The sequence below is a fragment of the Glutamicibacter arilaitensis genome, assembly GCF_044793945.1.
Lineage (GTDB): Bacteria > Actinomycetota > Actinomycetes > Actinomycetales > Micrococcaceae > Glutamicibacter > Glutamicibacter arilaitensis_B.
Genome location: NZ_CP084994.1, coordinates 3466476 through 3492370, shown reverse-complemented (window position 1 = coordinate 3492370; position 25895 = coordinate 3466476). Strand labels below are relative to the sequence as shown.

21 protein-coding genes are annotated in these 25895 nt (G+C 59.8%); 8 read left to right on the top strand and 13 right to left on the bottom strand.

Annotated elements, in window-relative coordinates; translation table 11 throughout:
• The first annotated feature begins 254 nt into the window (after positions 1-254).
• Complete coding sequence (locus LG294_RS16320) at positions 255-914, top strand: dihydrofolate reductase family protein (protein WP_404287587.1); 660 nt, start codon at positions 255-257, stop codon at positions 912-914.
• Between the two features lie 142 nt (positions 915-1056).
• A complete protein-coding gene (locus LG294_RS16315; RefSeq protein WP_404287585.1) occupies positions 1057-2427 on the top strand; it encodes an NAD-dependent succinate-semialdehyde dehydrogenase in 1371 nt (456 codons plus the stop codon).
• A 65-nt stretch (positions 2428-2492) separates the two neighbouring features.
• Here the strand turns inward: LG294_RS16315 and bcp are convergent, their stop codons facing one another.
• The 7 genes from bcp to LG294_RS16280 all read right to left on the bottom strand — a co-directional run bounded on the left by bcp (position 2493) and on the right by LG294_RS16280 (position 9715).
• Positions 2493-2969, bottom strand: coding sequence for a thioredoxin-dependent thiol peroxidase (gene bcp / locus LG294_RS16310; RefSeq protein WP_404287583.1), 477 nt, complete (start codon positions 2967-2969; stop codon positions 2493-2495).
• A 258-nt stretch (positions 2970-3227) separates the two neighbouring features.
• On the bottom strand, positions 3228-4649 hold the full coding sequence (locus tag LG294_RS16305; protein ID WP_404287581.1) for a GntP family permease: 1422 nt from the start codon (positions 4647-4649) through the stop codon (positions 3228-3230).
• Positions 4646-5443, bottom strand: coding sequence for a triose-phosphate isomerase family protein (locus LG294_RS16300; RefSeq protein ID WP_404287579.1), 798 nt, complete (start codon positions 5441-5443; stop codon positions 4646-4648). Before LG294_RS16300 ends, LG294_RS16305 begins: the two co-directional genes overlap by 4 nt.
• A gap of 6 nt (positions 5444-5449) precedes the next feature.
• Positions 5450-6415, bottom strand: coding sequence for a 3-hydroxyacyl-CoA dehydrogenase family protein (locus LG294_RS16295; protein ID WP_404287577.1), 966 nt, complete (start codon positions 6413-6415; stop codon positions 5450-5452).
• 44 nt (positions 6416-6459) lie between these two features.
• The gene (locus tag LG294_RS16290) at positions 6460-6927 is read right to left on the bottom strand and encodes a ribose-5-phosphate isomerase (RefSeq protein WP_404287575.1); all 468 of its coding nucleotides are present in this window, start codon (positions 6925-6927) and stop codon (positions 6460-6462) included.
• A 45-nt stretch (positions 6928-6972) separates the two neighbouring features.
• Entirely contained in the window at positions 6973-8688 is a 1716-nt protein-coding gene (gene dhaL, locus LG294_RS16285) for a dihydroxyacetone kinase subunit DhaL (RefSeq protein ID WP_404287573.1), read from the bottom strand.
• 37 nt (positions 8689-8725) lie between these two features.
• The gene (locus LG294_RS16280; RefSeq protein ID WP_404287571.1) at positions 8726-9715 is read right to left on the bottom strand and encodes a sugar phosphate isomerase/epimerase family protein; all 990 of its coding nucleotides are present in this window, start codon (positions 9713-9715) and stop codon (positions 8726-8728) included.
• 115 nt (positions 9716-9830) lie between these two features.
• Between LG294_RS16280 and LG294_RS16275 the strand changes: the two genes are divergently transcribed.
• The gene (locus tag LG294_RS16275) at positions 9831-10514 is read left to right on the top strand and encodes a GntR family transcriptional regulator (protein ID WP_404287569.1); all 684 of its coding nucleotides are present in this window, start codon (positions 9831-9833) and stop codon (positions 10512-10514) included.
• 16 nt (positions 10515-10530) lie between these two features.
• Here LG294_RS16275 and LG294_RS16270 read toward each other — a convergent pair whose 3' ends face one another.
• The 4 genes from LG294_RS16270 to LG294_RS16255 are packed head-to-tail and all read right to left on the bottom strand — an operon-like array spanning position 10531 to position 16044.
• Positions 10531-12918 (bottom strand): glycoside hydrolase family 3 N-terminal domain-containing protein, encoded by a 2388-nt coding sequence (locus LG294_RS16270; protein ID WP_404287567.1) that lies wholly within the window; start codon positions 12916-12918, stop codon positions 10531-10533.
• Between the two features lie 29 nt (positions 12919-12947).
• Positions 12948-13784, bottom strand: a complete 837-nt coding sequence (locus LG294_RS16265) for a carbohydrate ABC transporter permease (protein ID WP_404287565.1) — start codon at positions 13782-13784, stop codon at positions 12948-12950.
• Positions 13784-14704, bottom strand: coding sequence for a carbohydrate ABC transporter permease (locus tag LG294_RS16260; RefSeq protein WP_404287563.1), 921 nt, complete (start codon positions 14702-14704; stop codon positions 13784-13786). Before LG294_RS16260 ends, LG294_RS16265 begins: the two co-directional genes overlap by 1 nt.
• A 5-nt stretch (positions 14705-14709) precedes the next feature.
• Positions 14710-16044: an ABC transporter substrate-binding protein gene (locus LG294_RS16255; protein ID WP_404287561.1), complete on the bottom strand. Its 1335-nt coding sequence runs from the start codon at positions 16042-16044 to the stop codon at positions 14710-14712.
• Positions 16045-16412: 368 nt separating this feature from the next.
• On the opposite strand from LG294_RS16255, the gene LG294_RS16250 reads away from it, so the two are divergent.
• The 3 genes from LG294_RS16250 to LG294_RS16240 all read left to right on the top strand — a co-directional run bounded on the left by LG294_RS16250 (position 16413) and on the right by LG294_RS16240 (position 21558).
• Entirely contained in the window at positions 16413-17426 is a 1014-nt protein-coding gene (locus LG294_RS16250) for a LacI family DNA-binding transcriptional regulator (RefSeq protein WP_404287559.1), read from the top strand.
• A gap of 310 nt (positions 17427-17736) precedes the next feature.
• On the top strand, positions 17737-19470 hold the full coding sequence (locus LG294_RS16245; RefSeq protein WP_404287557.1) for an ABC transporter ATP-binding protein: 1734 nt from the start codon (positions 17737-17739) through the stop codon (positions 19468-19470).
• On the top strand, positions 19471-21558 hold the full coding sequence (locus LG294_RS16240; protein ID WP_404287555.1) for an ABC transporter ATP-binding protein: 2088 nt from the start codon (positions 19471-19473) through the stop codon (positions 21556-21558). It begins immediately after the preceding gene.
• 177 nt (positions 21559-21735) lie between these two features.
• Here LG294_RS16240 and LG294_RS16235 read toward each other — a convergent pair whose 3' ends face one another.
• Complete coding sequence (locus LG294_RS16235; RefSeq protein WP_404287553.1) at positions 21736-22983, bottom strand: Fic family protein; 1248 nt, start codon at positions 22981-22983, stop codon at positions 21736-21738.
• A 623-nt stretch (positions 22984-23606) separates the two neighbouring features.
• Positions 23607-23903, bottom strand: coding sequence for a DUF4287 domain-containing protein (locus LG294_RS16230; protein WP_404287551.1), 297 nt, complete (start codon positions 23901-23903; stop codon positions 23607-23609).
• A gap of 314 nt (positions 23904-24217) precedes the next feature.
• On the opposite strand from LG294_RS16230, the gene aqpZ reads away from it, so the two are divergent.
• A complete protein-coding gene (aqpZ, locus tag LG294_RS16225) occupies positions 24218-24970 on the top strand; it encodes an aquaporin Z (RefSeq protein WP_404287549.1) in 753 nt (250 codons plus the stop codon).
• A gap of 150 nt (positions 24971-25120) precedes the next feature.
• The gene (locus LG294_RS16220; RefSeq protein WP_404287547.1) at positions 25121-25894 is read left to right on the top strand and encodes a lysostaphin resistance A-like protein; all 774 of its coding nucleotides are present in this window, start codon (positions 25121-25123) and stop codon (positions 25892-25894) included.
• The last annotated feature ends 1 nt before the right edge of the window (position 25895 follow it).

The following is a 25895-nucleotide window of genomic DNA, read 5'->3' as shown; positions in this document are numbered from 1 at the left end:
AGAGGAGTAATGGAGTCTCTTATATTATCTAGCCAAATCTTTCCTGCGAGGAATGTGTGGCTTCAGGCGTGGCTCGCGGGGCCGAGTAGTGCCAGCAGAAATCGACGATTTAACTAGGGCGCGGAGGCTGGCTTTCACCCCTTTCGGTTCAGTCATTGAAGTGGAAGACTTAGCCACAACTTCTAGCCGCTTGGCCGACGCACCCTGCGGTTCCGGGAAATGACACTGACCCACCGAGACGGGAATCCGGCATCATGGCAAAACTCAGAGTGCACAATTTGGGTATTTCGCTAGACGGCATAGGCAGCGGAGTGAATCGCAGCTTCGATGAACCTTTCGGGCATGCCGGGATGCGACTGCTTGAGTGGTTCATCCCCACCCAGACTTTTCAGTCGTTATCGGGCAACCGCGAGCGCGTCCCAGCGGACGATGCTACTGCCGAAGATGATGTTTTTGCCCGAAGATCTTTTGAAGGTATCGGAGCCGAAATCTTGGGTTCTGGAAAGTACGGCCCGCCGGGGTGGGAAGATGACCTCGAGTGGACCGGCTGGTGGGGAGACGAGCCACCGTTTCATTCACCAGTGTTTGTCCTCAGTCACCGCCGGCGTGATTCCTTGACCTTGGGGGAGACGACGTTCCATTTCACTGACGCCTCTCCGCGGAAGGCTTTGGAGTTGGCTGTCTCGGCCGCCGACGGGCTGGATGTGCGTCTCGGCGGAGGTGTGCTCAGCGTGCGGGACTTCTTGCGCGCAGGGTTGGTTGACTATCTGCATGTGGCGCAGGTGCCGATTATCTTGGGACGCGGTGACCGGCTCTGGGACGGTCTTGAAGGGATGGAGCGAAACTACTCGATCGCATCCACTACGACGAGCAGTGGCGTGACGCATCTGGAATTCACCCGGATTCAGTCCTAGCGTATTGATTATGTAGTTTCTTCACGCGCCGCCTTGCCCGGGGGTGGGGCGGTGCTGGCAGACTGGGGATCAAATGCCATGGACTCAACAACCTTGGGTATCCGGGAATGGTATAGAAACCGCCAAGCGAAGGAGCGCGAATATGTACGCAGTAACGAATCCCGCCACCGGAGTCGTGGAAGCAACTTACCCCATTGCTTCGGACGCGCAGATCCAGACCGCAATTTCAACAGCCCATGAAGCCTATGCAGGATGGTCCGTCTCAGCGCTGACCGACCGCGTAGCTCTGCTCGAACGCGTGGCAGATATCTACGAGGCTCGCGCCGAGCAGCTCGCTGCGATCATCACCCGTGAAATGGGTAAGCCGGTCAAGCAGGCCCTAGGTGAAATCGGCATCGTGGCGGCGATCTACCGCTACTACGCGAAGAACGGTCCGAAGTACCTTGAAGATGAAGAGCTGGAAATTGCCTCGGGTGGCAAAGCCCTGGTGCGCAAGGAAGCTGTCGGTGTGCTGCTGGGCATCATGCCGTGGAACTTCCCGTATTATCAGGTGGCCCGCTTCGCTGCCCCGAACTTGATGAATGGCAATACGATCCTGCTCAAGCACGCACCGCAGTGCCCGGAGTCGGCCTTGGCCATGGAAGAGATTTTCCGCGAGGCAGGTGCCCTGCAAGGTGCGTACGTCAATATCTTCGCCACCAACGACCAGGTCGCAGACATCATCGCCGATCGCCGGGTGCAGGGAGTCTCGCTTACCGGTTCCGAACGCGCCGGCTCAGCGGTGGCGGAGATTGCCGGACGCAACCTGAAGAAGGTCGTCCTGGAGCTGGGCGGTTCAGATCCATTCCTGGTGCTTGAAGATGCAGACGTGACCCGCAGTGCGAAGCTTGGCATGCGTGCACGCTTCGGCAACACCGGGCAGGCCTGCAACGCCGCGAAGCGTTTCATCATTGATGCTTCGGTCTATGACCAGTTCTCCACCGCGCTGACCGAGCAGGTCGCCGGAATCAAGGTGGGGGATCCGACTCAAGGCGAGAATTTCTTGGGACCGCTTTCCTCCGCTGCGGCCCGTGACGGGCTGGCCGCCCAGGTGCAGGACGCCATCGACAAGGGTGCCACGGTGCTCGCCGGCGGCAAGCAGATCGATGGGGATGGCGCCTTCTACGAACCGACCATTTTGGCCGGGGTTACCCCGGAGATGCGTGCCTTCTCCGAGGAGCTGTTCGGGCCGGTGGCCGTGCTCTACAAGGTGGACGGGGAGGAAGAAGCGGTGGCGCTGGCAAATAACTCAGACTACGGCTTGGGGGCTTCCATCCACACGCAGGATATGGACCGCGCGGAGCGTATCGCCGCTCGCTTGGAAAGCGGCATGGTGGCCATCAATGAGCCTTCGGCCTCATTCCCGGAGCTGCCTTTTGGCGGCGTGAAGCGTTCGGGGATCGGACGCGAACTAGGCAAGTACGGCATGGATGAGTTCATCAACCACAAGCTGGTGAAGATCGCCGGACGCTAACCTCCTGGTGAATGCGGCAGCGGGCCTGTTTCCCAGAAATCTCTGGGAAACAGGCCCGCCGGTGGTTAAACGCCCAGCGCCTCGCGCAGCCTGGAGACATGTCCCTTCGCATCCACGGCGTATTCGATCTGGCTGATCGTGCCGTCCGGAGCAACCACGGCGGTGGAGCGCAGCGTGCCGACAAAGGTCTTTTCACCAAAGCTCTTCTCGCCGAAGGAGCCATAGGCTTTGGCGACCGAATTGTCCGGATCCGAGAGCAGCGGGAAGTTCAAGGATTCATCTGTGGCGAACTTTGCGATCTCCGCAGGTTCATCCGGTGAGATCCCTAAGACCGAGTACCCGGCGCTCTTTAATGAGTTGAGGTTATCGCGAAAGTCGCATGCCTCGGTGGTGCACCCGGGGGTGGCTGCCTTCGGGTAGAAGTACACGATAACGTTCTGTCCTGCGTAGTCGGACAGTGATACGGTTTCTCCCTGCGCGTTGCGCAGTGAAAAGGCCGGTGCCTGCTGGCCTGCGGCCAATGGTGTGGAATGCTCGGACATATTTCAACTTTCGTATCGCGGGATTTAGTTTTCATTCTACGATTAGTTCGAGTAGATCGCTAGGGCTACTGACCCCGGCTTTCGGCAGTTAGCGGTCGGCAGGGCATGGCTGGGCAGCTGGGTTGCGTCAAGGTTCCGGAACCTTGGATTCAGCGGCTTCCATCGGGATGCAGCAAACTCCCCAGCGAACTTTTGGGTTCGCTGGGGAGTTTGACAGTTAAAAGAGCGGTGATTCGGTGCCGGTCGGCCATAAACGCGCTAGGCAACCAGGACGTAGAGCAACCAGCACAAGGCGAAGCTCATCACTCCGACGGCCGTGGCGATGACTGTCCAGGTTGACAGGGCGGTCTTCGTTGACAGGCCTAGGAAGCGGCTGACCAGCCAGAATCCGGAGTCGTTCACGTGGGAGAGGGTGATCGCACCGGCGACGATCGCCACCACAATGCAGGCGAGCGCCAGCGGTGATTGGTCACCAGACGCGGCGACCGCCGGGGCCATGAGTCCCGCCGCCGTGGTGCCGGCGACGGTGGCCGACCCTTGGGCGACGCGCATGATCACGGCAATCAGGAAGCCGGCCAGGATCAGTGGCATGCCGACCGCTTGCAGACTGGTGGCCATTGCCCCGCCGATGCCGGTGGCGGTGAGCACGCCTCCGAAAATGCCGCCAGCGCCGGTAATCAGAATAATTGAGCACACCGGAGCCAGCGCGTCGTCGACAACTTTTTCCAACGCGCCGCCGAGCGGACCCTCATGTCCCCGAATGACCAGCAGGTACATGGCCAGCAAGGTGGAGATCAGCAAGGCGATGGGCGTATTGCCGAGGAAAACGAGAATCTGGGCCCACAGTGCATCTTCCGGGGCGGCCCCGGTAGCTTGGAGTGTCTTGATCCCGGTATTCATGAAAATTAATACCAGCGGCAGCAGCAGCAAGCTGAGCACTACCGCAAAGCTCGGACGGTTCTGCTGGTCTTCCTTTGGCTTGCCGAGCAGTTCAGGGACGGAAATCATTTGGGTGCGAGCGGCGAGCACCAGTGAGAGCCGGTATCCGGCAACATACCAGGTCGGTAATCCAACCAGGAGTCCAACCATGAGCACCAACCCGACGTCGGCACCGACGATTCCCGCGGCAGCAACGGGACCCGGGTGCGGTGGCACCAGCGCGTGCATGACCAGGAAGGCTCCTGCGGAAGGCAGCGCGTAGCGAAGCAGTCCGCCGCCGACCCGGCGTGCCACGGTATAGATAATAGGCAGCATGACAATGAAGCCGGCATCCAGGAAAATTGGGAAGCCGAAGAGCAACGAAGCCACGGACAAAGCCAGCGGTGCACGTTTCTCGCCGAACAGACCGATCAGCTTCTCGGAGATCACCTGCGCGCCGCCGGAAGTTTCGATGATTCGACCGAGTACCGCACCGAAGCCAACCAGCATGGCCACATTGCCCAGTGTCTTGCCGAAGGGTCCGACGATGGTCTCCAGCAGATCCTGTGCACCCACACCGGCAGCTACCGCGGTCAGCAAGCTGACGATAATCAATGAGAAGAACGCATGCATGCGGACTTTCATGATCAGAAACAGCAGCAAGGCTATGGCCAGCACTGCAATCAGCAGCAGGACGGGAATCGGCAGCGTCGCCTCGGGTGGCGTAGCTGCGGCCACCCTGAGGGAGGTCAGTTGAATCATGAGGTCTCCAGATGAATTTGGCGGGCGCGCGCTTCATCGAGCACGGCGCCGAAGTTGGCTGGGTCATGGGCGAATCGGCCCAAGAAGAGGCCATCGGCCTCGGGAAGGCGGGGGAGCAGTCCCGGGCCTGCGCTGCCGCCGTAAATCAGTGCCACGGGTTTTTCGCTGCGGGTCAGTTCCTTGCGGATAATCCGCAATACGGCATTGATGTGCTCGGCGGTCGCCGGCGCGGCGGCGCCGATCGCCCAGACCGGTTCATAGGCGAAGAGCACCGAGGACGGATCGATCACCTCTGTGGTCCCGCTGCCCAGTGCAGCGGAGATCTGCTGCAGGCATTGGCGTGCTGCGCTGGGGGCATCGCCGTGTTCCAGCTCTCCGATGCACAGCAGGGGGCGCAGGCCGGAGGCGGTGGCAGCGCGTACCTTCGCTGCCACCACGCGGTCGTCTTCGCCGAAATCGGCACGCCGTTCTGCATGCCCCAGCTCCACGATCTGCACCCCGAGTTCTGCCAGCAGCCCGGCACTGACCTCACCGGTCACGGCTCCAGCGGTGACCGCGCAGTTCTGTGCGGCCAACTGGCAGCCGGTACCGCGCAGTATTCGCGCCGCGGATTCGAGCACCGGGAAAGATGGCGCAACAAAGGTAATGAGTTCCGACGTTGCTGCCGCTGGCGCATCGTGTGCGAGCAGTTGCTCGCGGATGCCTTCGAGCCAGGCCAAGGACTGTGCGTAGCCCAGATACATTTTTGTGCTGACGCCAATGTATTGGGATTCGGGGCGAATGATCGTGGACATGGGACGCTACTTGGCGGTGACCGGGGCCAGCGGCGCCGGACCGAGTTCCTTGAGCAGCTGGCCCATCTTGACGTAGGCCTCGTTGCGGTAGGCGATGAGGCTTTCGAGCTGATCGGCCGGGACGTCCAGGAATCCCCCGCCCGACTTGGTGCCCAGCTTGCCGGCCTCGATCTTCTCGGTGAGGATCCCCGGGGTGGCGAACCGTTCCGGGAAGTCGGACTGCAGGGAGGTGTAGCAGAAGTTGTAGACGTCCAGCCCGGCCATGTCGGCAATGGCGAAGGGACCGAAGAACGGCAGGCGGAATCCGAAAGTGGTGCGCACCAGGGTGTCAATGGCCTCGGCCGAGGCGACGCCGTCTTCCACCAGCTGGGTGGCTTCGTGGAAGAGCGCATACTGCAAGCGGTTCAGGACGAACCCGGTAACATCCTTGACCACGGCGGTTTCCTTGCCGGTGGCTTCGACGTACCCGACGGCCGTGTCGATCGCATCCTGCGAAGTGCCTTCATGGGGGATGATTTCCACGCCGGGAATGAACGGAGAAGGATTGGAGAAGTGCACGCCCAGGAAGCGCTCTGGATTGGCCACGGCGCTCGCCATATCGCCAATCGAGATGGTCGAGGTGTTTGAACCGATCACTGCGGTTGCCGAGGCGGCCGCGCTGATCCGGCGCAGGGTCTCGTGCTTGATTTCCAGAACTTCGGGGACGGCTTCTTCAATGAAGTCGGCACCAGCGACAGCTTCTTCCAAGGAAGCCGCGGCAGAAAGGTTCTGCTTCAGGATCTCGGTGGCGCCTTCCGGGAACAGTCCGCGGGATTCGAAATCAACTGATTCGGCCAACAGGCGTTCCAGATTCTTCTGTGCGATTTCTGCCGAGGTATCGGCCAGGGCTACGCGCGCACCGGCCAAGGCCAGCACCTGGCCAATGCCACCGCCCATGTAACCCGAACCGATAATTGCTACTTTGATGTCCATGATGTGTCTTTCGTAGAAGGAGATTTGCCGACCCTGCGGTGGGTTTAGTTGGTTTCGGGCTCGTAGGAGCAGATCGCATCGACCTTGGCCGCTGAGCCGCTGGAGGCATCAAACTGGTGGCCGAGCCATTCGGAGGCCAGTTTCTTGGCCAGCTCCAAGCCGATGACCCGTTGCCCGAAGGTCAGCACTTGTGCATTATTGCTGAGCACTGATCGTTCTACGGAATAGGAGTCGTGAGCCGTAACGGCGCGGATGCCTGGAACCTTGTTGGCGGCGATGGCCACGCCCAATCCGGTGCCGCAGATCAGCAGTGCGCGGTCCGCTTCGCCAGCAGCCACCCGCCTGGCAGCCGCGACCGCAACATGCGGGTATGCCGTTGAGTCATTGGATCCCACCCCGGCATCCACTACGGATTCCACGCGGACATCCGCTTCCAAGAAGGCCTTGAGGGCTATCTTGTAGTCCACTCCGGCTTCGTCATTGCCGATGATGATCTTCAGTTTCTTTTCCATGTTGTCCTTTTCTGCTGTGCTCGGTTTCTGCTGTGCTCGGTTGGGCTAGGCCAGGGTGCTGTTGGCATGCTGCGCGGAGAGACCGGCAACGATCAGTGCGAAGGAATACGCTCCGGGGTCTTGATGGCCAAGCGACTTCTCCGACAGCGGACGGGCACGGCCTTTCTTGGGACGCAGATTCGCGGTTGCCAGGGCTGCTTCCTTGGCGGTGCTGGCACTGCGTTCCAAGATTTGGCCGAGCCGCTGGCCGGCGTCAATGCCTTCCCGGATGGCTGCCGTGTAGGGGTGCAGGGCATCAACCATGGTCTTGTCACCCAGATCCGTTTTGCCCAAGGTGATGACCGCATCGCGAAAGGCTTCGACGGCTTGGGCCAGGTCTGCATGGCTGTACTGTTCACGGTTGCCCAGCGACTGACCGAAAGCGGTGATTCCCGCGCCCCACAGGGCACCGGAGGTTCCGCCGGCCTTCTCGCTCCATGCTTCGCCGGCGGCCGACAGGACATCGCGCACGCTCAGCGACCCGGCGACGGCTTGGGCGGCGCCGAGTGCTGCTTCGATGCCGCGGCGCATGCCGATCCCGTGGTCGCCGTCCCCGGCGATGGCATCGAGATCTCCCAGTTCCGCTTCGTGGCGCACGATGATTTCACGTGTAATTTCGAGCAGGCTGGCCGCTTGCTGGCCGAGCTGCGAGGAGAACTCGGTGGCTACTTCGTGAGTGAGTTCCTCAGTGCCGGCTACCGCGAAGGAGCGTCGAGCGGCGGCAGTGATGTTGCCGCGCCGGAATGCAGGTGTATCGGCTGGGGCGCTCCATAGCCGTTCAAGCTCCTCGTCCACCCAGAAGAGGGTCAGCGAGGCACCGGACATGTCCAGGCTGGTGACCAGTTCACCGCATTCGGGCTCAACGACCTGCAATCCGGCGGCGATGAGCAGGCGTTCTACGTGTCCGAAGAGTACGAAGAGTTCTTCGTATTTCACCGTGCCCAGGCCATTGACAATAGGTACAACGCGGGTCCCGGCACCGGAAGGGCGCTCTTCAAGCAGCTGGGAGACCAGCAATTCCGCCAGCTCGCGGGAGGTAGGCAGCTGATGGTCGGAGATTCCTGGTTCACCGTGGATGCCCAGACCCAGCGACATGCTCCGTGCTGGCACGTGGAACAACGGGGCGTCGGCGCCGGGCAGGGTGCAGCCATCAAAGGCTACGCCCAGGCTGCGGGTCCGCTCATTGGCCTTCTCGGCCAGGCGAACGACTTCTTCGAGGTCTGCGCCTTCTTCCGAGGCAGCCCCGGCGATCTTGAAGACTGTGAGGTCTCCGGCGATTCCGCGGCGTTCATGCCGGCGCTCGACAGGGGCGCTGGCAATATCGTCGGTGACCACCACGGTGCGTGTTTGGATTCCCTCGGCATTCAATCGGTCTTGAGCCTGGCCGAAATGCAGCACGTCGCCGGCGTAGTTGCCGTAGCTGAGCAGCACCCCGCCTCCGGTGGAGGCGGCCTTGGCTACACGGTAAATCTGTCCGGCCGAAGGCGAAGCGAAGAGATTTCCGCAGGCGGAGCCGGCGGCCAGGCCAGGGCCTACCAGTCCGGCGAAGGCTGGGTAGTGTCCCGAACCGCCGCCGATGACCACGGCCACCTGGTTCTGCTTCATTTCGCTGGCACGCACCACGCCGCCGTCCACACGTTCGAGGCGGTGGCGGTGGGCTGCGACCAACCCGTCGATGGCCGCATCAGCGAATCCGGTGGGATCGTCAAAGATTTTTGTCATGTCTTCTGGAACCTGCTTGTGCTTGTTGGGAATCGAGTTAGGAAGCTTGGAGTTGCTGCCGGCCCTGGGCTACGAGCGGGGTGCCGAGCTGGTAGCCGGTGGTTTTGGGCAGGATCTGCTCGCGCAGGTAGCGCTGGTTGGTGGCGCTGACGCTCAGTCCGTCTCCGCCGTAATGCTCGGTGCAGATGATGCCTTGGAAGCCGTGTTCGAGGGCCACCTTGAAGGCTTCGCGGTAGCTGATCACGCCGGTTTCCAGCGGGGCTGGCATGGCTGAGAAATGACCCCGGGCCAAGTTTTCATCGCGCAGGTAGTTCTTCACATGCCAGTAGTTGGCATAGGGCATGGTCTTGGCGATGAGCTCATGGATGTCCTCAATCCGGCGGTGCACCCGGACCAGATTGCCCAGGTCCGGGTTGAGCCCGACGTTGGGAAGATCGATGTCTTGTAGCAGGCGCACGGCTGAGTCGCCGGTGCCGAGGTAGGTGTCTTCGTACATTTCCAAGGAGACCAGGAGGCCAAGCTCTTCTGCATGGGTGCCCAGTTCGCGGATTCGCGTTACCGCTTTATCCCAAGTTTCGCTATCGCCCACCGGATCTTGATGTCCTTCAACGGTCCAGAACCACAGCTGTTCGCGCTGGGCTGGTGTCAAGGCCTGGTGCAGGCCGAAAGAGACAACTTCGCAACCCAAGTGGGCGGCGGCTTCGAGGGTGCGATGGCTGTAGGCGAGGTTGCCTTCCCAGCTTTGTTCATCGATCACGCTGCGTCGGATGGCCGAAATGGCTGGTGCGCCGACGCCGGCCGCTTGCGCGGTGGCCTTGAGCTCATCGAGACGCTTGGCACTGAGGTCTCCGGGGCGGACCCAACCATCAAAGAGGTCGACGTTGGTGAATCCGGCTTCGCGGACTTCGGTGAAAACGTCCAACCATACCGATGCGTCGGCTTCTTGGACGGTGCCGCCGGCGGGCAGTTCGTGGGGGAACTGCAACAGGGCTGCGGTGATCGGCCAGTCGGCTGCTGTATAGGGCATTCTGCCTCCAATATTTGAATCCTATTTCCTATAGGATCTAGGAAAGTGTGATCTATGTCAATAGATGGACCTGAAAGGTGGCCCCAATGAACGCCGACGAATATATGATGGTTTGATGGCTTCCGTCTTTTCCCAAACCTCGCTGCCCTCACGCCAGGTCTTGGCCGATCGCGTGTATGAGGAGCTCCTCGCTGCCCTGATTGATGGACGGTTCGAGGCTGATGCTGCGCTGAGCATTGACGGAATTGCCCGTGATCTAGGAGTCTCACCGACACCGGTGAGAGAAGCCTTGGCGCGGTTGGAACATACCGGCATGGTGCGCCGTGCCGCGCTCAAGGGCTATCGAGTGGCTCCGTTGATGACAGCAGAGGAACATGGCCAGCTGGTAGCCGTTCGAAAACTGATTGAAGCCGAAAATGCGGAATTGGCCTGCGCCCGGGCTGACGGGGAAATGGTGGAGCAGCTCGCCGACACCATCGAGCGGCTGCGCACCGCGCCGACCGGCGGGTCCTACAGCGAATTCCGGGATTACTGGAAAGCCGATGAGGATTTCCACCGGCTCATCGCAGAACATACGGGAAACCCATTCTTGCTGACTGCCTACCAGGCCCTGGGTGGCCAGGTGCAACGGTTCCGGCTCTTCGCTGGACGCGGCGTCACGGACGCTGACTGTGCCATCGCCGAACACACCAAGATCCTCCAGGCCTTCCAAGCCGGGGATGCGCAAGCCGCCCGAGCTGCCATGGAGAAGCATCTCGATGGTGTCGGGCGGCGAGCTATGGAAGATAGCAGCGAATAGCGCTCCGCGGGCGGAGCTAGGCTCCGCTCGGCGCAGCTTCCTGGAGAGGGGGTGAAACCACGGCGTTCACCTGCACCGGCGTATCCATGACTCTTCCTTCGGGCACTGTGCGTACCTCTCCAGTAATCGTGAAGGAACCGGACAGGGGCAAATCCTCGCTGCTGTTGCCAACCTCCACGGCGAAGCTGCCGGGCTCCACAATGCGCTGGTTCTCCAGGCCGGTGAACGAGGTGCGATCCGCATGCACCGTGAAGCTCACGCGCTTGGACTCGGCAGCCTCCAGCGCCACCTTCGCAAAACCGGTCAGCCAGCGACGGGGCCGAACAACCGAGGCGAGCTCATCTCGCAAGTAGAGCTGGATGACCTCCGCTCCGGAGCGATTACCGGTGTTCGTGAGCGTCACCGAGATGTCCACGGTACCGTCATTGGCGATTTCCGCATCCGATATCTGCAGATCGCGCAGCTCGAAATCGGTATAGGACAGCCCGTACCCGAAGGGATACAGCGGCCGTGGATCAAGGTTGGAGACACCATCGGAGTACCAGCCCAACGGGGGTTGGAGATAGGTGCCCGGCTGTCCGCCAATATGATCGGGAATCTGCACCGGCAGCTTGCCCGAAGGATTGATCTCTCCGGTCAATACCGAAGCGAGAGCCGGCCCGCCTTCCTCACCTGGCATGAATGCCTGCACAATTCCGGCCGCCCGCTGCGCGAAGGCACCGAGGGAGTACGGGCGTCCGGTCACCAAAACCAAAATGGTCGGAGTGCCGGTCGCCAGAACTGCTTCCACCAGGTCAGCCTGCCGGCCCGGCAACGAAAGATCCACCACATCGCACCCCTCGCCGGAGGTGCCACGGCCGAAGAGGCCCGCGAGGTCACCCACGGTCACAATGGCCAGCTGGGCCGCGCGAGCCGCCGCTACCGCGGCGGCAATGCCGCTGCCGTCCATATCGGTGAAGTCGACACCGCGCTCGTAGCTGATGTCGGCTCCGGCCAGCGCCGGAGCTGAGATCAGCGAATCAAGGATTGAAGGCAATTCGATGCCATGCGCATCCTCTCCGAAGAAGCGCGAGAGCACATGGTTGGTGAAGGAATAGCATCCCAGATGGGCTCGCGGCTGGGAGGCCGACGGGCCCACCACAGCGATGGACGCCGGGGCAGAAGGCCCGCCAAGCGGCAGCAGCCCGGTGTTCTTGAGCAGGATGATGGATTCTTCGGCCATCTTGCGTGCATGGGCGCGGTTGGCAGGCGAATCGAAATCAACCTGATCGCCTTCCCAGTCCGCTTCCGGCGACCAATCCGCATCGAGCAGCCCGAGCTCGGCTTTTTGCACCAGCACGCGGCGCACCGCGGTGTCCAGTATCTCGGCGTTGAGCCGGCCGTCGGCCACGGCCTGGGCCAGATTGCGGAAGGCGTTGGTTTCGGGAAGTTCAACGTCCATACCGGCGGCCAGTGAAACAATGCCCGCTTCATCCTGGTCCTTGGCAATGCGGTGCATGGTTTCGAGGAAGCTGATGGCCCAATAGTCAGAGACCACGGTGCCGGTAAATCCCCATCGTTCACGCAGCACTTCGGTCAGCAGCCGGTGGCTGGCCGCGGGGGTTTCGCCATCGATATCGGAATAGGAGTTCATCACCGATTTCACCCCGGCTTCGCGCACCGCACGCTCGAAGGGAGGAAGGATGACATCCTCGAATTCACGGTGCCCAATGGTCACCGGGGCGTGGTTGCGTCCGGCACGGGAGGCGGAGTATCCGGCGAAGTGCTTCAACGTGGCGTGGACACCGGAGTCCTGGATGCCGCGCACATAGGCGGTGGACAGCTCCGAGACCAGGTGTGGATCTTCGCCCAGTGTTTCTTCTACCCGGCCCCAGCGGTAATCGCGCACCACATCAAGCACCGGGGACAGCCCGAGGTGCACTCCGGCCTTCTTCATGTCCGCGCCAATGCGCGAGGCCATCTCATTGACCAATTGCGGATCCCAACTGGCACCCCACGCAATCGAGGCGGGGTAGCAGGTGGCACCCAAGGTGGTGAAACCGGTCAGGCATTCTTCATGCGCCAAGGCCGGAATGCCAAAGCGGTTTGCCGCCACGACCTTGCGCTGCAGCTCGGCCAGACGTGCCCGGCCCGTGGCCGGTTCCAGCGGGGCTGAACCGAAGGCCCGGGTGATCTGCCCCAATCCATCGACAATCTCGGTGTCGAAACTGGCTTGGTCCTGGGAGAAGGTGTTCTCCATTGGGGCCACATTGCCTTCACCATTGCTGTTGCGCTCTGCCGGGCGAATCCAGGAGGAACCGAGCTGGGAGACTTTTTCTTCGATTGTCATCTCGGCCATCAATGCCTCGACGCGGGTGGAAATAGGCTGGCCGGTGTCACGCCAGATCGAATTCTTGTAGTTCACGAGGTTCCTTTGCAGAAGTTTTTTGGGGGTTACTTGCTGAAGCCAGCAGTCAGGCCTGCCACCAGTTGGCGGCGGCCGACAATATAGGCGGCGAGGAGAGGGACGCAGGAGAGGACCACTGCGGCAAGCACCGCTGGGATGTCTACCGCGAATTCGCCTTGGTAGGTCCACAGGGACAGTGGCAACACGCGCACTTCCGAGCTCTGGGTCAGGACCAGCGGGAAGAGGAAGCTATTCCACACCTGCAATGCGTTGTAGATGCCTACGGCCATGATGGCCGGCTTGGACAGGGGTAGTACCAGCAACCGGAACATCTGCCAGTGGCTGGCACCGTCCAGCGTCATTGCCTCGTAGAGCGAGGAAGGCACATCGCGCAGAAAGTTGGTCAGGATCAAGACGCTGATCGGAATGGCGAAGGCGATGCTCGGCAGGATCAATGCCAGCAACGAGTCATACAGGCCCATTTCCACGATCAGGTAATAGACCGGGATGATGGTCGCCTGGATGGGGATCGCAATGCCCAACAGGAACAGCCGGTGGCTGAATTTCGCGAAAGCACCGCGGTTGCGCACAATCACGTAGCTGGCCAGCAGCGAAATGATCAGCACCACGCCCACCGACACGACGGTGACCAGTGCAGAGTTGAAGAAATACAGTGCGAAGTCGTTTTCCAGGACTCGTCCGTACGCTTCGAAGGTGAGATTCTTGGGCCACGCCAGCGGGTTGGACCCGAAGTATTCTTGGCGCGGCTTCAGGCTGGTGACCACGATGTAGTAGATCGGCACTACGGTGACCAGCAACCAGAAGGTCGCCGCGAGGCCGCCGGGAACGTTCGGCGCGTACCCGGTTTTGATTTGCGATTTCATTAGGCGCCCTCCTGCTGGCTTTCCATCTTGTCGGTGCCGCTGAATTTGTTCAGCAGCAGCGAGACCACCAGGCCCACCACCACCAGGATCACCGCGATGGCGCTGGCCGCACCCATTTGGTAGCTGCGGAAACCGGTGAGGTACATATCCAGCGGCAGGATGCGCGTGGCATTGCCCGGGCCGCCGTTGGTCATGACGAACACCAAATCGAAGTAGGTCAGGGAACCGACAATCATCAGGGTGGAGCTGGTGATGACCGTGTACTTGATCTGCGGGAGCGTGACCGAGAAGAAGGTGCGCACCCGTCCTGCCCCGTCGAGCATGGCCGCCTCATTCATGGAGGTGGGAATCTGCTTAACGGCTGCTTGGTACAGCAGCGAGTGGAAAGGAACGAAACACCACGAGATTACGAAAATCAGTACGTAGAAGACCAGATCGGTGCTGCCGAGCCAGTCCTGGCTCAGCAGCCCAATGTTGAAGGCCTTGGATAACCCGAAATTCGGGTCCAGCAGTGCCTTGAAGGCGATGCCCACGGCGGCTGCAGAGAACAGCAGCGGAAGGAAGTAGAGCACCGAGTACACGGCCCGGTACTTCTGCTCGCCTGCCATGAACACGCCAACCAGAATGGAGATCGGCGCTTGGGTGAGGTAGCACAGAACGGTCATGGCAAAGGTGAGCCACATGGCGTTCAGGGTGACCGGGTTGGTGAAGGTCTGCTGCCAGTTGGACAGGCCTGCAAAGGACGGGGTGCCAAGCCCATCCCAGTGCATGAACGACAGTACAGCCACGCCCAACAGCGGAACCAGAGCAAAGATGGCGAAGAAGATCAGCGCGGGGGCCAGCAGCCATTTGCTCGGGCCGATGTTGGTGCCGAGCCGTCGGCGCGAACGTACGGGTGGGGTATGGGATTTCATCAGCATGGGGGCTACTTAATGGTTGCGTTCATTGCTTCCACAAATTGCTCCGGGGTGATGGAACCCTGGAAAATCTGCGACAGGTTGGTCAGCAGGACCTGTGCCTGGTCGGGGGCCAGAGCCTGGTCCCAGGAGAGCTGGAAGTTGGGTGCGTTTTGCACCGATTGGTAGGCGTAGCCCAGGAAGCCTGCGTCCTCACTGGCGGCAATGGCCTCTTCGGCGCCGTCAACCGAAGGCACTAGGCCCAGGCCGATGAAGCTCTTAACCGATTCTTCGTTCAGCGTGTAGTCGTTGAGGTACTCGAAAGCCGCCTGCTGGGCTTCCTCGGAAGCATCGGCCGAAACCGACCAGAAGTTCGCTGGGTTGCCCACGATATTCGATGGATCGCCCTTGCCGCCATCGATGGTTGGGAATGGTGCGAAGCCCAGATTCTCTTCCTCATACCACTGCGGGGCATCGGCCTTGAATCCGGCGTAGAGCCAAGAACCCTGCAGCAGCATGGCGGCCTTGTCGGTGTGGACCAGGGCGGCGTCGGCGTTGGCGTCGGCGACCACCGAGCCGTAGGAGTCACCGAAGCCGCCGGCCTCGACCAGCTCCTGGATCTTGGTCAATGCTTCGGTGACCGCCGGGTGGCTCCAGGCATTGGGTTCATTGTTCTGGATGGCCTGGAAGACCTCCGGGCCGCCGATGCGGTCGGTCAGGTAGGCGATCCACATCAGGTAGGGCCACTGGCTCTGTCCGGCGACAGCGAAGGGGATGATGCCCTCGGCCTTGAATGCCTCGACCACGTCGAGGGTTTCCTGCCAGGTGGCGGGGGCCTCGACGCCTGCCTGTTCGAAGAGCTTCTTGTTGGTGTAGAGCACCACTGGCTGGGTGCTGTTATTCGGAACGGCGTATTGCACGCCGTTGACTTCTCCGCTCTTCTCGATGGCCTCGATGGCACGTTCTTCCAGCGCATCGACCTTGCCGGTCAGATCCACGACGTTGCCGTTGGCCACATAGTCCGCCAGGGTGCCACCGGACCAGTTGAAAATCAGGGTCGGGGCGTTGCCGGCGCCGACGGCGGTACGGACCTTTTCCTTATAGGCATCGTTGGCGAAGAAGTCGGCGGCGATGGGCTGTTCCGGCTTCCCTTCGTTCCACTGGGCGAAGGAATCCTTGAACGCGTTCTGCTGGGTGCCGGTCAGCGCCCAAGCGGAGAATTCGCCGTTGGCCTCCCCGCCCGGCTGTGCGCCGCCGCAGGCGGCCAAGGTCAGCGGGGCAATCATGGCAGCAGAAACCAGCAGACGGCGAGGTGTGCTGAATTTCCGCGAGGAAGAGGAGGGCAAGTTCTTGGCGTTGCGCATTGTGGGATTCCTTTGCTTGGCAGGGGAGAGGCATCGTTCAACCGGCACATATGAACGAAAGTTTCGGAAAGTTCGCGACGGTGGAGAAAGGTTATAGTGTGGCATAGGTCTCGTCAAGGGGAAACGGCTGAAACGTCGAGTTCCCGAATTTTCAGTATGAACCTGCGCTGCTTTCGTCATGAGCGCCCGGGAGGGGCTGGGAGGGGCTGGGAGCGCAGAATCTTCACTTTCGTTCAATCGCTCCCAAGAAGGGTGCGAAAGTTTCGTAGGTTTTCTTTGAAGATTTGCGATATATTATGCAGTGCATCACAGATGATGCGAGTCGCGCGCTGAGCGTTCGGCGGAACGCATGATGAGGAGGTGGCACTGTGGGTATTCGCCTTCAGGACGTTGCCGCAGCTGCAGGCGTGTCAATGTCTACGGCTTCGAAGGCACTTAATGATCGCGGGGACGTCAGTGAATCCGTGCGTCGAAAAATTGCGGCAATTGCCGAAGACATGGAATATGCGCCCCGTCCCCGTTCGAAAGCAAATAATGGACGCAAGCAAGTGGTTATCGTGTTCGATCACTTCAACAGCCCTTATGCGGCAACAGTGCTGAATGGGGCGATCCGCGCTGCGAAGCGTGCTGGAGTGGACCTGGTGAATACCTGCATCGAGGGGGAGGCCCGGGGACACGATGTGCTGTCGATGCCTTGGCTTCGCGAGCAGGTGAAGAGCGGTGTGGCCGGGTTGATTCTGGTGACGACCTTCCTGGAAGACAGTAAGGTCCGCTGGTGCCGGAGTCATGAGTTGCCGGTGATCGTCATTGACCCCTCCGCCCCCAATGCGGAGCATATGGTCTCCATCGGGGCGACCAACTGGCAAGGTGGAAAGCAGGCAACCGAGCATCTGCTTGCTCTGGGCCACCGAAGAATAGGATTCGCTAGAGGCTCGCGTCAATCCGTACCGGCAGGGGAGAGATTGCAAGGCTTCCGCACCGCAATGCAAGAAGCCTCCGTTCCTGTCGATGAATCCCTTATTGCGGGCGATAGCTTCAGTCCTGAATCTGGGCGTGCCGCAGCGTTGAAAATGCTGCATGCAAAGAACCCTCCGACGGCGATCATTGCGGCTTCGGATGATGTGGCACTAGGCGTGCTGCGTGCGGCGGAGGAACTGGGTGTTGGAATTCCCCAGAAGCTCAGTGTGGTTGGCTTCGACGATGTCGCTGCCGCCTCGTGGATGTCTCCGCCGTTGACCACGGTGCGCCAGCCATTGGATTCCATGGGGCAGATTGCCGTGGAGCGGCTGCTGGCGTTAGCCGATGATCCGGGCAGATTTGCCCACCCTTTTCAGCTGGAGACCAAGCTCGTAGTTCGCGAATCAACAACCTCTTTGAAGTAGCGGCGCAAGCTATCGAGGGGGAGTTTCAATGGGAGTTATTCGGCTGCGTTGATTCAGCGAGCTCGCCTGGCAGTCAGAGGGCCTCATCCGGCTGCGTTGAGTTGTTAAGTACATGCTCTGCGATTAACGCCACCATGCCCGGAATCATGCGGAAATGCGGGGGCAAGTCAATGATTGACAAAAATCAATCGCAAGGATGATCGTCAACGTCGGTAGCGGGGGTTAGACTGACAATCGCGCTCGAAACACCCTGCCTTTAATCCGAAGGTGCAGGATGTTTTCGGTGCAGATGGAGTAAGGACAAAACCTCATGCTTCTGAAGCTCATCCTCAGACACAGCAAACCCTACGCCGGTTGGATAACCGCCGTAGTGATCTTGCAGCTGGCCACCACAATAGCCACGCTGTACCTTCCAAGCCTGAATGCCAAAATCATCGATACCGGTGTGGTCAACGCCGACGTTGACTTCATCTGGCGAACCGGTGGAATCATGCTCGTGGTCGCCTTGGTGCAGGTAGCCACGGCGATCGGAGCCGTGTACTTCGGGGCCAAGACCTCGATGAGTATCGGCCGCGATATCCGCCAGTCGGTGTTTGAGAAGGTCTCCACCTTCTCCGCCCAAGACGTCAACAAATTCGGTGCTGCCACGCTGATCACGCGCGGCACCAACGACGTGCAGCAAGTTCAGATGCTCACCTTGATGGCGCTGAACTTCATGATCACCGCGCCAATCATGTCCATTGGTGGCGTGGTCATGGCCATCCGCGAAGATCCCGGACTGTCCTGGCTCGTCTGGGTGGCAGTTCCCCTGGTGCTTATCGTCGTAGGCATTCTGGTCATCAAGCTGATGCCGCTGTTCCGCGATATGCAGAAGCGCATCGATGGGATCAACGGTGTGCTGCGCGAGCAGATCACCGGCATCCGAGTGGTGCGTGCATTCGTGCGCGAGAAGCACGAAACCGATCGCTATGCAGATGCCAACCAGGAACTGACCATCCTTGGAATCAAAGTCGGCAACCTGTTTGTGCTGATGTTCCCCGCCATTTCGATGATCCTGCACCTTTCCACCGCAGCCGTGCTGTGGTTTGGCGGGCATCGGGTGGACAGCGGACAGGTGGAAGTCGGTGCGCTGACGGCATTCCTGCAGTACCTGCTGCAGATCCTGATGGCGGTCATGATGGGTACCTTCATGGCAATGATGGTTCCTCGTGCAATGGTTTCGGCAGACCGCATCGGTGAAGTCCTGGACAGCGAGCCGAGCATGGTCGACGCGGCGAACAACGGCATCGAACTGCCCACCCCGGGCACCGTTGAATTCCGCAATGTCACTTTCGGCTACCCCGGCGCAGACGCACCGGTGCTCTCTGACGTTTCATTCCTGGCCAAGCCCGGCCAGACTACCGCGATCATCGGTTCCACCGGCTCGGGCAAGACCACCTTGCTGAACCTGATCCCGCGGCTCTACGACGCCACCGAGGGTGAAGTGCTCATTGGTGGCGTCCCGGTCCGCGAACTTGGCCGCGAGCTTCTGTCCGAGAATATTTCGGCCGTTCCGCAGCGCCCCTACCTGTTCTCCGGAACCGTGGCAAGCAACCTGCGCTTCGGCGCACAGCAAGCCACGGAAGAAGAACTCTGGGAAGCACTGCGCATTGCGCAGGCGGATGATTTCGTCTCCGAGCGCGATGAGCAGCTCGACTCCAGGATCTCCCAGGGCGGCACCAACGTCTCCGGAGGCCAGCGTCAGCGGTTGTGCATCGCCCGCGCCTTGGCAGCGAAACCGAACACCTATCTCTTTGACGATTCCTTCTCCGCCTTGGACGTGAGCACCGATGCCAAGCTGCGCGCGGCATTGGAGGAACCGACCAAGGACGCTGCGGTCATTATCGTTGCCCAGCGCGTCTCAACGATTACCGGTGCAGACCAGATTTTGGTGCTGGAGCACGGAGCGATCGTTGCCCGAGGCACTCACGAAGAACTTCTTCAGTCCTCGGAAACCTACCAAGAAATTGTTTCATCCCAGCTCAGTGCGGAGGAGGTGGCCTAAGTGGCAGCGAAGAAAAAAGGCAGCGAGAAGCTCGCCGACATCGATGCGGACCTCGCTGAGGTAGACGAGTTCGAGGTGGCTGCGGCCTCCGGAGGCTGGGAGGAAACTCCGGTACGCAAGGCCGAGCACTTCTGGCCTTCAGCCAAACGGCTTATCGGCCTGATGGGCCCCTACAAGGTGGGCATGAGTGTAGTCTTCGCTCTGATCACCGTGTATGTGGTGCTCTCGGTCATTGCACCAAGGATCCTGGGCCGGGCCATGGACGTGATCTTTGCCGGTCTGATCGGCAAGGACATGCAGCTGCCGGCGGGAACCACCGCCGAGCAGGTCATCCAGGGGATGCGCGATGCCGGGCAGGATTCCCAGGCAGACATGCTCTCCCGAGTGGATTTCGTCCCCGGACAGGGCATTGATTTCGCTCAGCTCTCGCAGTACATCTTGATCGTGTTGGCCATGTACTTCGTGGCCTCGATCTTTTCCTGGGTCTCGGGCTGGCTGCTGAACAAGCTGGTCATGAAGGTGGTCTACAACCTGCGCAAGGATGTGGAAGACAAGATCAACAAACTTCCACTGAACTACTTCGACAGCCGCCAGCGCGGGGATATCCTCTCCCGAGTGACCAACGACGTGGACAACATCCAGAACGCCTTGCAGCAGGCGCTGAGCCAGCTGGTCCAGGCACTGATGACCGTTATCGGCATCGTGATCATGATGTTCGTGGTCTCCTGGCAGTTGGCGCTGATTGCTTTGGTTGCGCTACCGCTTTCGGGCGTCGGTGCAGGCATTATCGGTTCCAAGGCGCAGAAGCTGTTCACCGCGCAGTGGAAGAACACCGGTGCGCTCAACGGACAGATCGAAGAATCCTTCTCCGGCCATGAGCTCATGAAGGTCTTCGGCCGCGAGGATGACATGGTTGAGCGCTTCACCACGCGCAACGAAGAGTTGTACAAGGCAAGCTTCGGTGCGCAGTTCGTCTCGGGCATGATCATGCCGGTGATGAACTTCGTTTCCTACCTGTCCTACGTGGGCATCGCGGTAGTCGGCGGACTGCGCGTGGCTTCCGGCTCGATGAGCCTGGGCGATGCCACCGCATTCATCCAGTACTCTCGTGAGTTCACTCAGCCGCTGGGACAGATTGCCGGCGTGGCAAATATGCTGCAATCCGGCGTCGCCTCGGCCGAGCGAACTTTCGAACTGCTAGACGCTGATGAGCAGGAACCTGAGGATGCAAAGCAGGAACTGCCGGCACGTACCGACGGACACGTTTCCTTCGAGAACGTGAGCTTCTCCTACAACCCGGAGCAGCCGCTGATCGAGAAACTATCCTTCGATGCGGACCCGGGGCACACGGTGGCCATCGTCGGTCCCACCGGCGCGGGCAAGACCACGCTGGTGAACCTGGTGATGCGATTCTACGAGCTGAACTCCGGACGGATCATGCTGGACAACGTGAACATCACGCACCTGTCCCGTGCTGACCTTCGCTCGAAGGTCGGCATGGTGCTGCAGGATGCGTGGCTGTTCGGCGGATCCATTATGGAAAATATCCGCTATGGCCGCCTGGATGCCACGGATGAGGAAGTCATCGAGGCCGCGAAGGCGACCTTCGTGGACCGCTTCGTGCGTGCCCTGCCTGACGGCTACGACACGCTCATTGACGAAGAGGGCACTAACGTCTCCGCCGGTGAGAAGCAGCTGATCACCATTGCCCGCGCGTTCGTGGCCAATCCGTCGTTGCTGATCCTCGACGAGGCAACCAGCTCGGTGGATACGCGTACTGAGGTGCTGGTGCAGCGCGCTATGGCCGCGTTGCGCAGCGACCGAACCAGCTTCGTGATTGCGCACCGCCTGTCCACGATTCGCGACGCGGACACCATCTTGGTGATGGAAGCGGGCCAGATTGTGGAGCAGGGCAACCACGAGGAGCTATTGGCCACTCAGGGCGCCTACTACAACCTGTACCAGTCGCAGTTTGCCGGACCGGCCGAGGACGTGGATGCGAATCCGGATACCTCAGCCGTGCCGGTCACCGGTGGCATACCGGTTGCTGGTGCCCCCGCGCCACAAGAGGGCAACGAAATAAACTAGTGCCAGCTAGGCACGAGTCATGCCGCGGCGGAAGGGAGCTAATCCCAGCTGTCGCGGCATGGCTTTTTGGTTTGGCCATAGGGATTTATTGCCTGTTGGCTCGAGGAATTCGAGGCGAGCAATAATTCGAGCGGCGCAAGGTGGGTGACCACCCGCTGCCCAGAGCCTGCGGCAAGTCTAGGCGGTTCCCGCTGTCCGTCGCAGAGACTTCGCATATTCATCTAGTATTTTCAGCACCCCAACGTGCTGCCAAATACGGTTCCTGCTTCGTCCGGACTTCTCGACCAGCACACCGCGTTCAGTCAATACACCGAGCGCACGGTGGATGGCAGCGTCGCCCAATCCGAGCTGTTCTTTAAGATATCGGGCATTGACTACAGGCTGGGAGATCAAGCGTGGCAGTATCCTCCACGCTGCGGAGCTTGAGCGCAGGCCAACCAGCTTTGTAGCGGAGTCATCGAGCTGTGCAGCCATTGAGTCGATCAGATCCTTACCAGTGCTAGCCGCAAAGATTGAAGCATTGATGAAGTTCTGGATGATCGGGGCCGCGTCTCCGGCACGGAATGCTTCCAGCGCTTCAAAATAGCCAGCGGTATCACGGAGGATTCCCGCGGAGATTGGTGCCGTGGTGTATTGAGAAATTCGTCGGTGACGCAGTATCGAGTGGACCAGAGCCCGGCCTGTACGCCCGTTGCCGTCCACGAATGGATGGATCGTTTCGAACTGAGCGTGTGCGATTGCTGCTTGGACGATGGCAGGTAAGTCGGTGCGTGAAATGAATGCAACTAGGTCTTCGACTGCGTCACGAATCAGTTCATGGCTCGGTGCAACAAAGCTGGCACCGCGGGGTCCTGCGTTGTCTGTTCCCCCGATCCAGACGAGTTCTCTCCTAAGCTTGCCCGCTTCGGCTTCCATGCCAATTTGTTGATTCATCAAATTTTGATGCATAGAGAGAATGCTCTTCAAACTGATCTGATTGGCAAGGGAGAGCGCAGATTCCATTGCGTGGACATTTCCAACAACTGTTCGAGCGTTGACTTTATCGCCTTCATCGATCTCCGCCAGCGCGAGTTGGCGAGCCGTTGTGGTGAGCTGCTCGATCTGGCTACTGGAGGAGCTCTCGGTCCGGAGCAAAACGCTGGACATGGGTCCGAGCTCAGGGTTTTCAGTGCCAAGTCTCAGCAGTGAGTAGACGTCAAAATCCTGGAGAGCATGTATGGCTTCTTCAAGCCCGGTGATCACTAACGAATCTGGCTGGGGATACCAATTGGCGATTTGCGCTGGCAACGCGGAGGTGTAGGAGCCTGTTTGCCGCCGAACTTCAGCATTGGAGAAGATATGCGGATTTGCGGGTTTCCAGAAATGGTTTTCGTACTTCATGGGAGGGAAGTCGAATGAAGCAGATGCGTTTCGGGAATCAGCCATGACGTTCCTCCAAAGTGATAGCAAGAAATATCTTACTATCACTTTCCTAGAAAGTGATAGTAAGGAATCTTGTTACTATCACTTCCGGGCTTTGCGCACAGCGATCTTAGTCGATGTTCCGGTCAGGAATTCAGGCCGTATTTCCGCGGTTTATATTCACCACGTTCACATCCGGATGGCTCATGCGGGTGTTCTCAAACCCGACCGAGTCGTCGAAACCAGGCTGAATTTCTTCGATGGGTCGCCAGCATTCCTCCGACGCATCTCCGCGCACACTGAAAGTCGCAGCGACATCGAGAATGCCGCGCAATACGTTCCCGTAGGAGGAGAGGATCGGATCCGATGGCGGGACTTGCCTCGGTGTTCAGCGATGACCGAGATTCCACTGCACAGGTCATGGACTACGACGCCGGGATTCTAGGCGTGGCAGGATTCAGCAGATAACACCGGGCTGAAGCTGGTGGATTAGTACCAGCTTGGCTGGTCTCGTACTGGTAAAGACTGCGAAGGTATATTTCGGCTCCGCGAATCTAGATTTCTGCCTTAGCTTCACTTCAAGTGAAAGCTCGCGCTGAAGCCCTTCGACTTGCCGAGGGGCTCCAGAGCGTTGGGGGAGAACGAGTTCATTTGGCGGCGTTTGGATTGGTAGCTTTGCCATCTAGCCACAAAGTATTACTGGCATCTGCGTGGACTGTGCCGCTACCAACATGTTTGTCGCTGATTTGCGTACCTTTGGTGATCACATGAACCATAGCCATGGCATGGCCACGCCCCAAACCATGTTCTTCCTTGAGCCACTGGATTATTGGAGTCGCTTTGGTGGCGGAACCGAATCCACGATCAGTAGCCTGTGCTAACAGCTGCCGTGGGGTGAGCCCTGTCTTGGTTTCAATCGTATCGAGATAGGCCTGAAATGACATGTGGTTGCCTTCGCAGCGAAGAGGAACGTGGGTTATCAACCTATACCGAGGAATTATGGGCGACAAGGGCTAAGTCTTCGCAGCCATTCCTCATAACGTTGTGCGCACTTTTCGATCGGTTCATAGCACTTCCACTTGGCACCGTCCCTTGCACTTGTTGTGCCCAGCACAAGAACCCGCGGCACCGTATTTCCGAATTCTGCTGGTGCACCGGAACGATTCGTCGATTTTTTGTCAAATGTTTCTATAATTTGCGCAGACCAAAGCATAGACTGTGGCTATCTGGCGGCAAATCCTTCTAGAAAGAGATGAACATGTCACAGTCATCATCACCCACCCTGAGCTCGCGGTTGACCGCAGAGTTCCTCGGTACCTTCGTACTGGTCTTCGGCGGTTGCGGTTCGGCCATCTTCGCCGCTCAGGTTCTCGACGGCGAGACCGTCAATATGGGTATCGGTTTCCTCGGAGTAGCGCTTGCCTTCGGACTGACCGTTTTGGTCATGGTCTACGCGGTTGGCCATATTTCCGGCGGACACTTCAACCCAGCGGTCACCTTGGGCGCCGCGCTCGCCAAGCGTGTGGAATGGAAGGCAGTTCCTTCCTACATGATCACCCAGGTCATCGCCGCCTCGGCGGCCGGTGCCGTGCTCTTCGCCATTGCCTCCGGGAAAGATGGATTCAACGCGGTCGAGTCGGGCTTTGCCTCGAATGGTTATGCCGACCGATCACCAGATGGCTACTCGCTGGTTTCGGCTCTGGTTGCCGAAATCGTGCTGACCGCGATCTTTCTGTACGTCATTCTGGGTTCAACCGATCGGCGCGCGCCGGCAGGTTTCGCCGGGGTTTCCATCGGTCTGTCTTTGACCCTGATTCACCTGATCTCCATCCCAATCACCAATACCTCGGTCAACCCGGCTCGGTCCTTGGGTGTTGCCTGGTTCGCCGGACCGGAAGCGCTCGGCCAGGTTTGGTTGTTCATCCTCGCGCCGCTGGTCGGTGCGGCCATTGCCGGTCTGAGCTACTCGAAGATCTTCTCCGATCTGGTGACCGCCGAGGCAGCGAAGTAGCTCCTTGAGCTTCACCGGCTGAGCGCAGCAGAATTTGCTGGGCTCAGCCGGTGTCGTTTGCGGGCATATTGAGTCGCTTTTCATAGGATTCAACGACGAACCCAGGCTATGGATGCAAGGGGTGGTGCGCTCAATCGATAGTCTAGGTACATGCAGCAGCCCCCGCCCTACCCACAGCAGTATTTCCTGCCACGCCGCAAGCAACGGGTCTTCGACCCCGGAGCGATGACCCGCGGTGACTGGTGGACGGTGGGTTCATACATTGTGTTCTTCGTCCTTGGTGGAGCGGCACTCATTGGGCTGATCCCGGGTTACTTCACGGCCTTCGAAACCGAAGAGCAAGCACTCTTTGGAATCAACCTGATTCTCTACACCAGCTTCTTCATCCTGGCCATGGTCCAGTGCGGAGCGCACTTCTTCGACTCCTTCAAAACCATGAAGTACTACCCGTGGGCCAAATGGCTGATGCTTCCCGGTGGATGGCTGCTGACAATCATCTTCTCCGCCATCGTGACAACGATCTTCGGCGGGCCGCAGATCAGCGCAAACCAGGAAGCCCTGCAGGGCATGACCACCGCCGTCCCGCTCCCGGTGATGTTCGTCGTCACCGCGGTCTTCGGCCCCTTTGTCGAAGAGTACCTCTTCCGCCACCTGCTGATCGGCAAGCTTTCACGCAAGCTCAATATCTGGGTGTGCGCGCTCATTTCCACGCTGATTTTCGCCGGAATCCACTTCCTCAATGGCGGCGGAATCGCCTCGATCGTCCAGGTCCTGCCGTACCTGATGCTCGGAATTCTGATGTCCCTGGCCTACATCCTTTCGGGCAAGTCGCTGGCTTACGCCTACCTGCTGCATTTCATCAACAACGCCATGGCCCTGCTCATGCTCTACTTGGTCTACCCGCTGCTTCCGACCGGCGTCTAGG

What these genes read in the sequence shown, in the direction of transcription:
- LG294_RS16320 (WP_404287587.1), top strand. Translation starts at nt 255, where the DNA reads ATGGCAAAACTCAGAGTGCACAATTTGGGTATTTCGCTAGACGGCATA.
- LG294_RS16315 (WP_404287585.1), top strand. Translation starts at nt 1,057, where the DNA reads ATGTACGCAGTAACGAATCCCGCCACCGGAGTCGTGGAAGCAACTTAC.
- bcp (WP_404287583.1), bottom strand. Translation starts at nt 2,969, where the DNA reads ATGTCCGAGCATTCCACACCATTGGCCGCAGGCCAGCAGGCACCGGCC.
- LG294_RS16305 (WP_404287581.1), bottom strand. Translation starts at nt 4,649, where the DNA reads ATGATTCAACTGACCTCCCTCAGGGTGGCCGCAGCTACGCCACCCGAG.
- LG294_RS16300 (WP_404287579.1), bottom strand. Translation starts at nt 5,443, where the DNA reads ATGTCCACGATCATTCGCCCCGAATCCCAATACATTGGCGTCAGCACA.
- LG294_RS16295 (WP_404287577.1), bottom strand. Translation starts at nt 6,415, where the DNA reads ATGGACATCAAAGTAGCAATTATCGGTTCGGGTTACATGGGCGGTGGC.
- LG294_RS16290 (WP_404287575.1), bottom strand. Translation starts at nt 6,927, where the DNA reads ATGGAAAAGAAACTGAAGATCATCATCGGCAATGACGAAGCCGGAGTG.
- dhaL (WP_404287573.1), bottom strand. Translation starts at nt 8,688, where the DNA reads ATGACAAAAATCTTTGACGATCCCACCGGATTCGCTGATGCGGCCATC.
- LG294_RS16280 (WP_404287571.1), bottom strand. Translation starts at nt 9,715, where the DNA reads ATGCCCTATACAGCAGCCGACTGGCCGATCACCGCAGCCCTGTTGCAG.
- LG294_RS16275 (WP_404287569.1), top strand. Translation starts at nt 9,831, where the DNA reads ATGGCTTCCGTCTTTTCCCAAACCTCGCTGCCCTCACGCCAGGTCTTG.
- LG294_RS16265 (WP_404287565.1), bottom strand. Translation starts at nt 13,784, where the DNA reads ATGAAATCGCAAATCAAAACCGGGTACGCGCCGAACGTTCCCGGCGGC.
- LG294_RS16260 (WP_404287563.1), bottom strand. Translation starts at nt 14,704, where the DNA reads ATGCTGATGAAATCCCATACCCCACCCGTACGTTCGCGCCGACGGCTC.
- LG294_RS16255 (WP_404287561.1), bottom strand. Translation starts at nt 16,044, where the DNA reads ATGCGCAACGCCAAGAACTTGCCCTCCTCTTCCTCGCGGAAATTCAGC.
- LG294_RS16245 (WP_404287557.1), top strand. Translation starts at nt 17,737, where the DNA reads ATGCTTCTGAAGCTCATCCTCAGACACAGCAAACCCTACGCCGGTTGG.
- LG294_RS16235 (WP_404287553.1), bottom strand. Translation starts at nt 22,983, where the DNA reads ATGGCTGATTCCCGAAACGCATCTGCTTCATTCGACTTCCCTCCCATG.
- LG294_RS16230 (WP_404287551.1), bottom strand. Translation starts at nt 23,903, where the DNA reads ATGTCATTTCAGGCCTATCTCGATACGATTGAAACCAAGACAGGGCTC.
- aqpZ (WP_404287549.1), top strand. Translation starts at nt 24,218, where the DNA reads ATGTCACAGTCATCATCACCCACCCTGAGCTCGCGGTTGACCGCAGAG.
- LG294_RS16220 (WP_404287547.1), top strand. Translation starts at nt 25,121, where the DNA reads ATGCAGCAGCCCCCGCCCTACCCACAGCAGTATTTCCTGCCACGCCGC.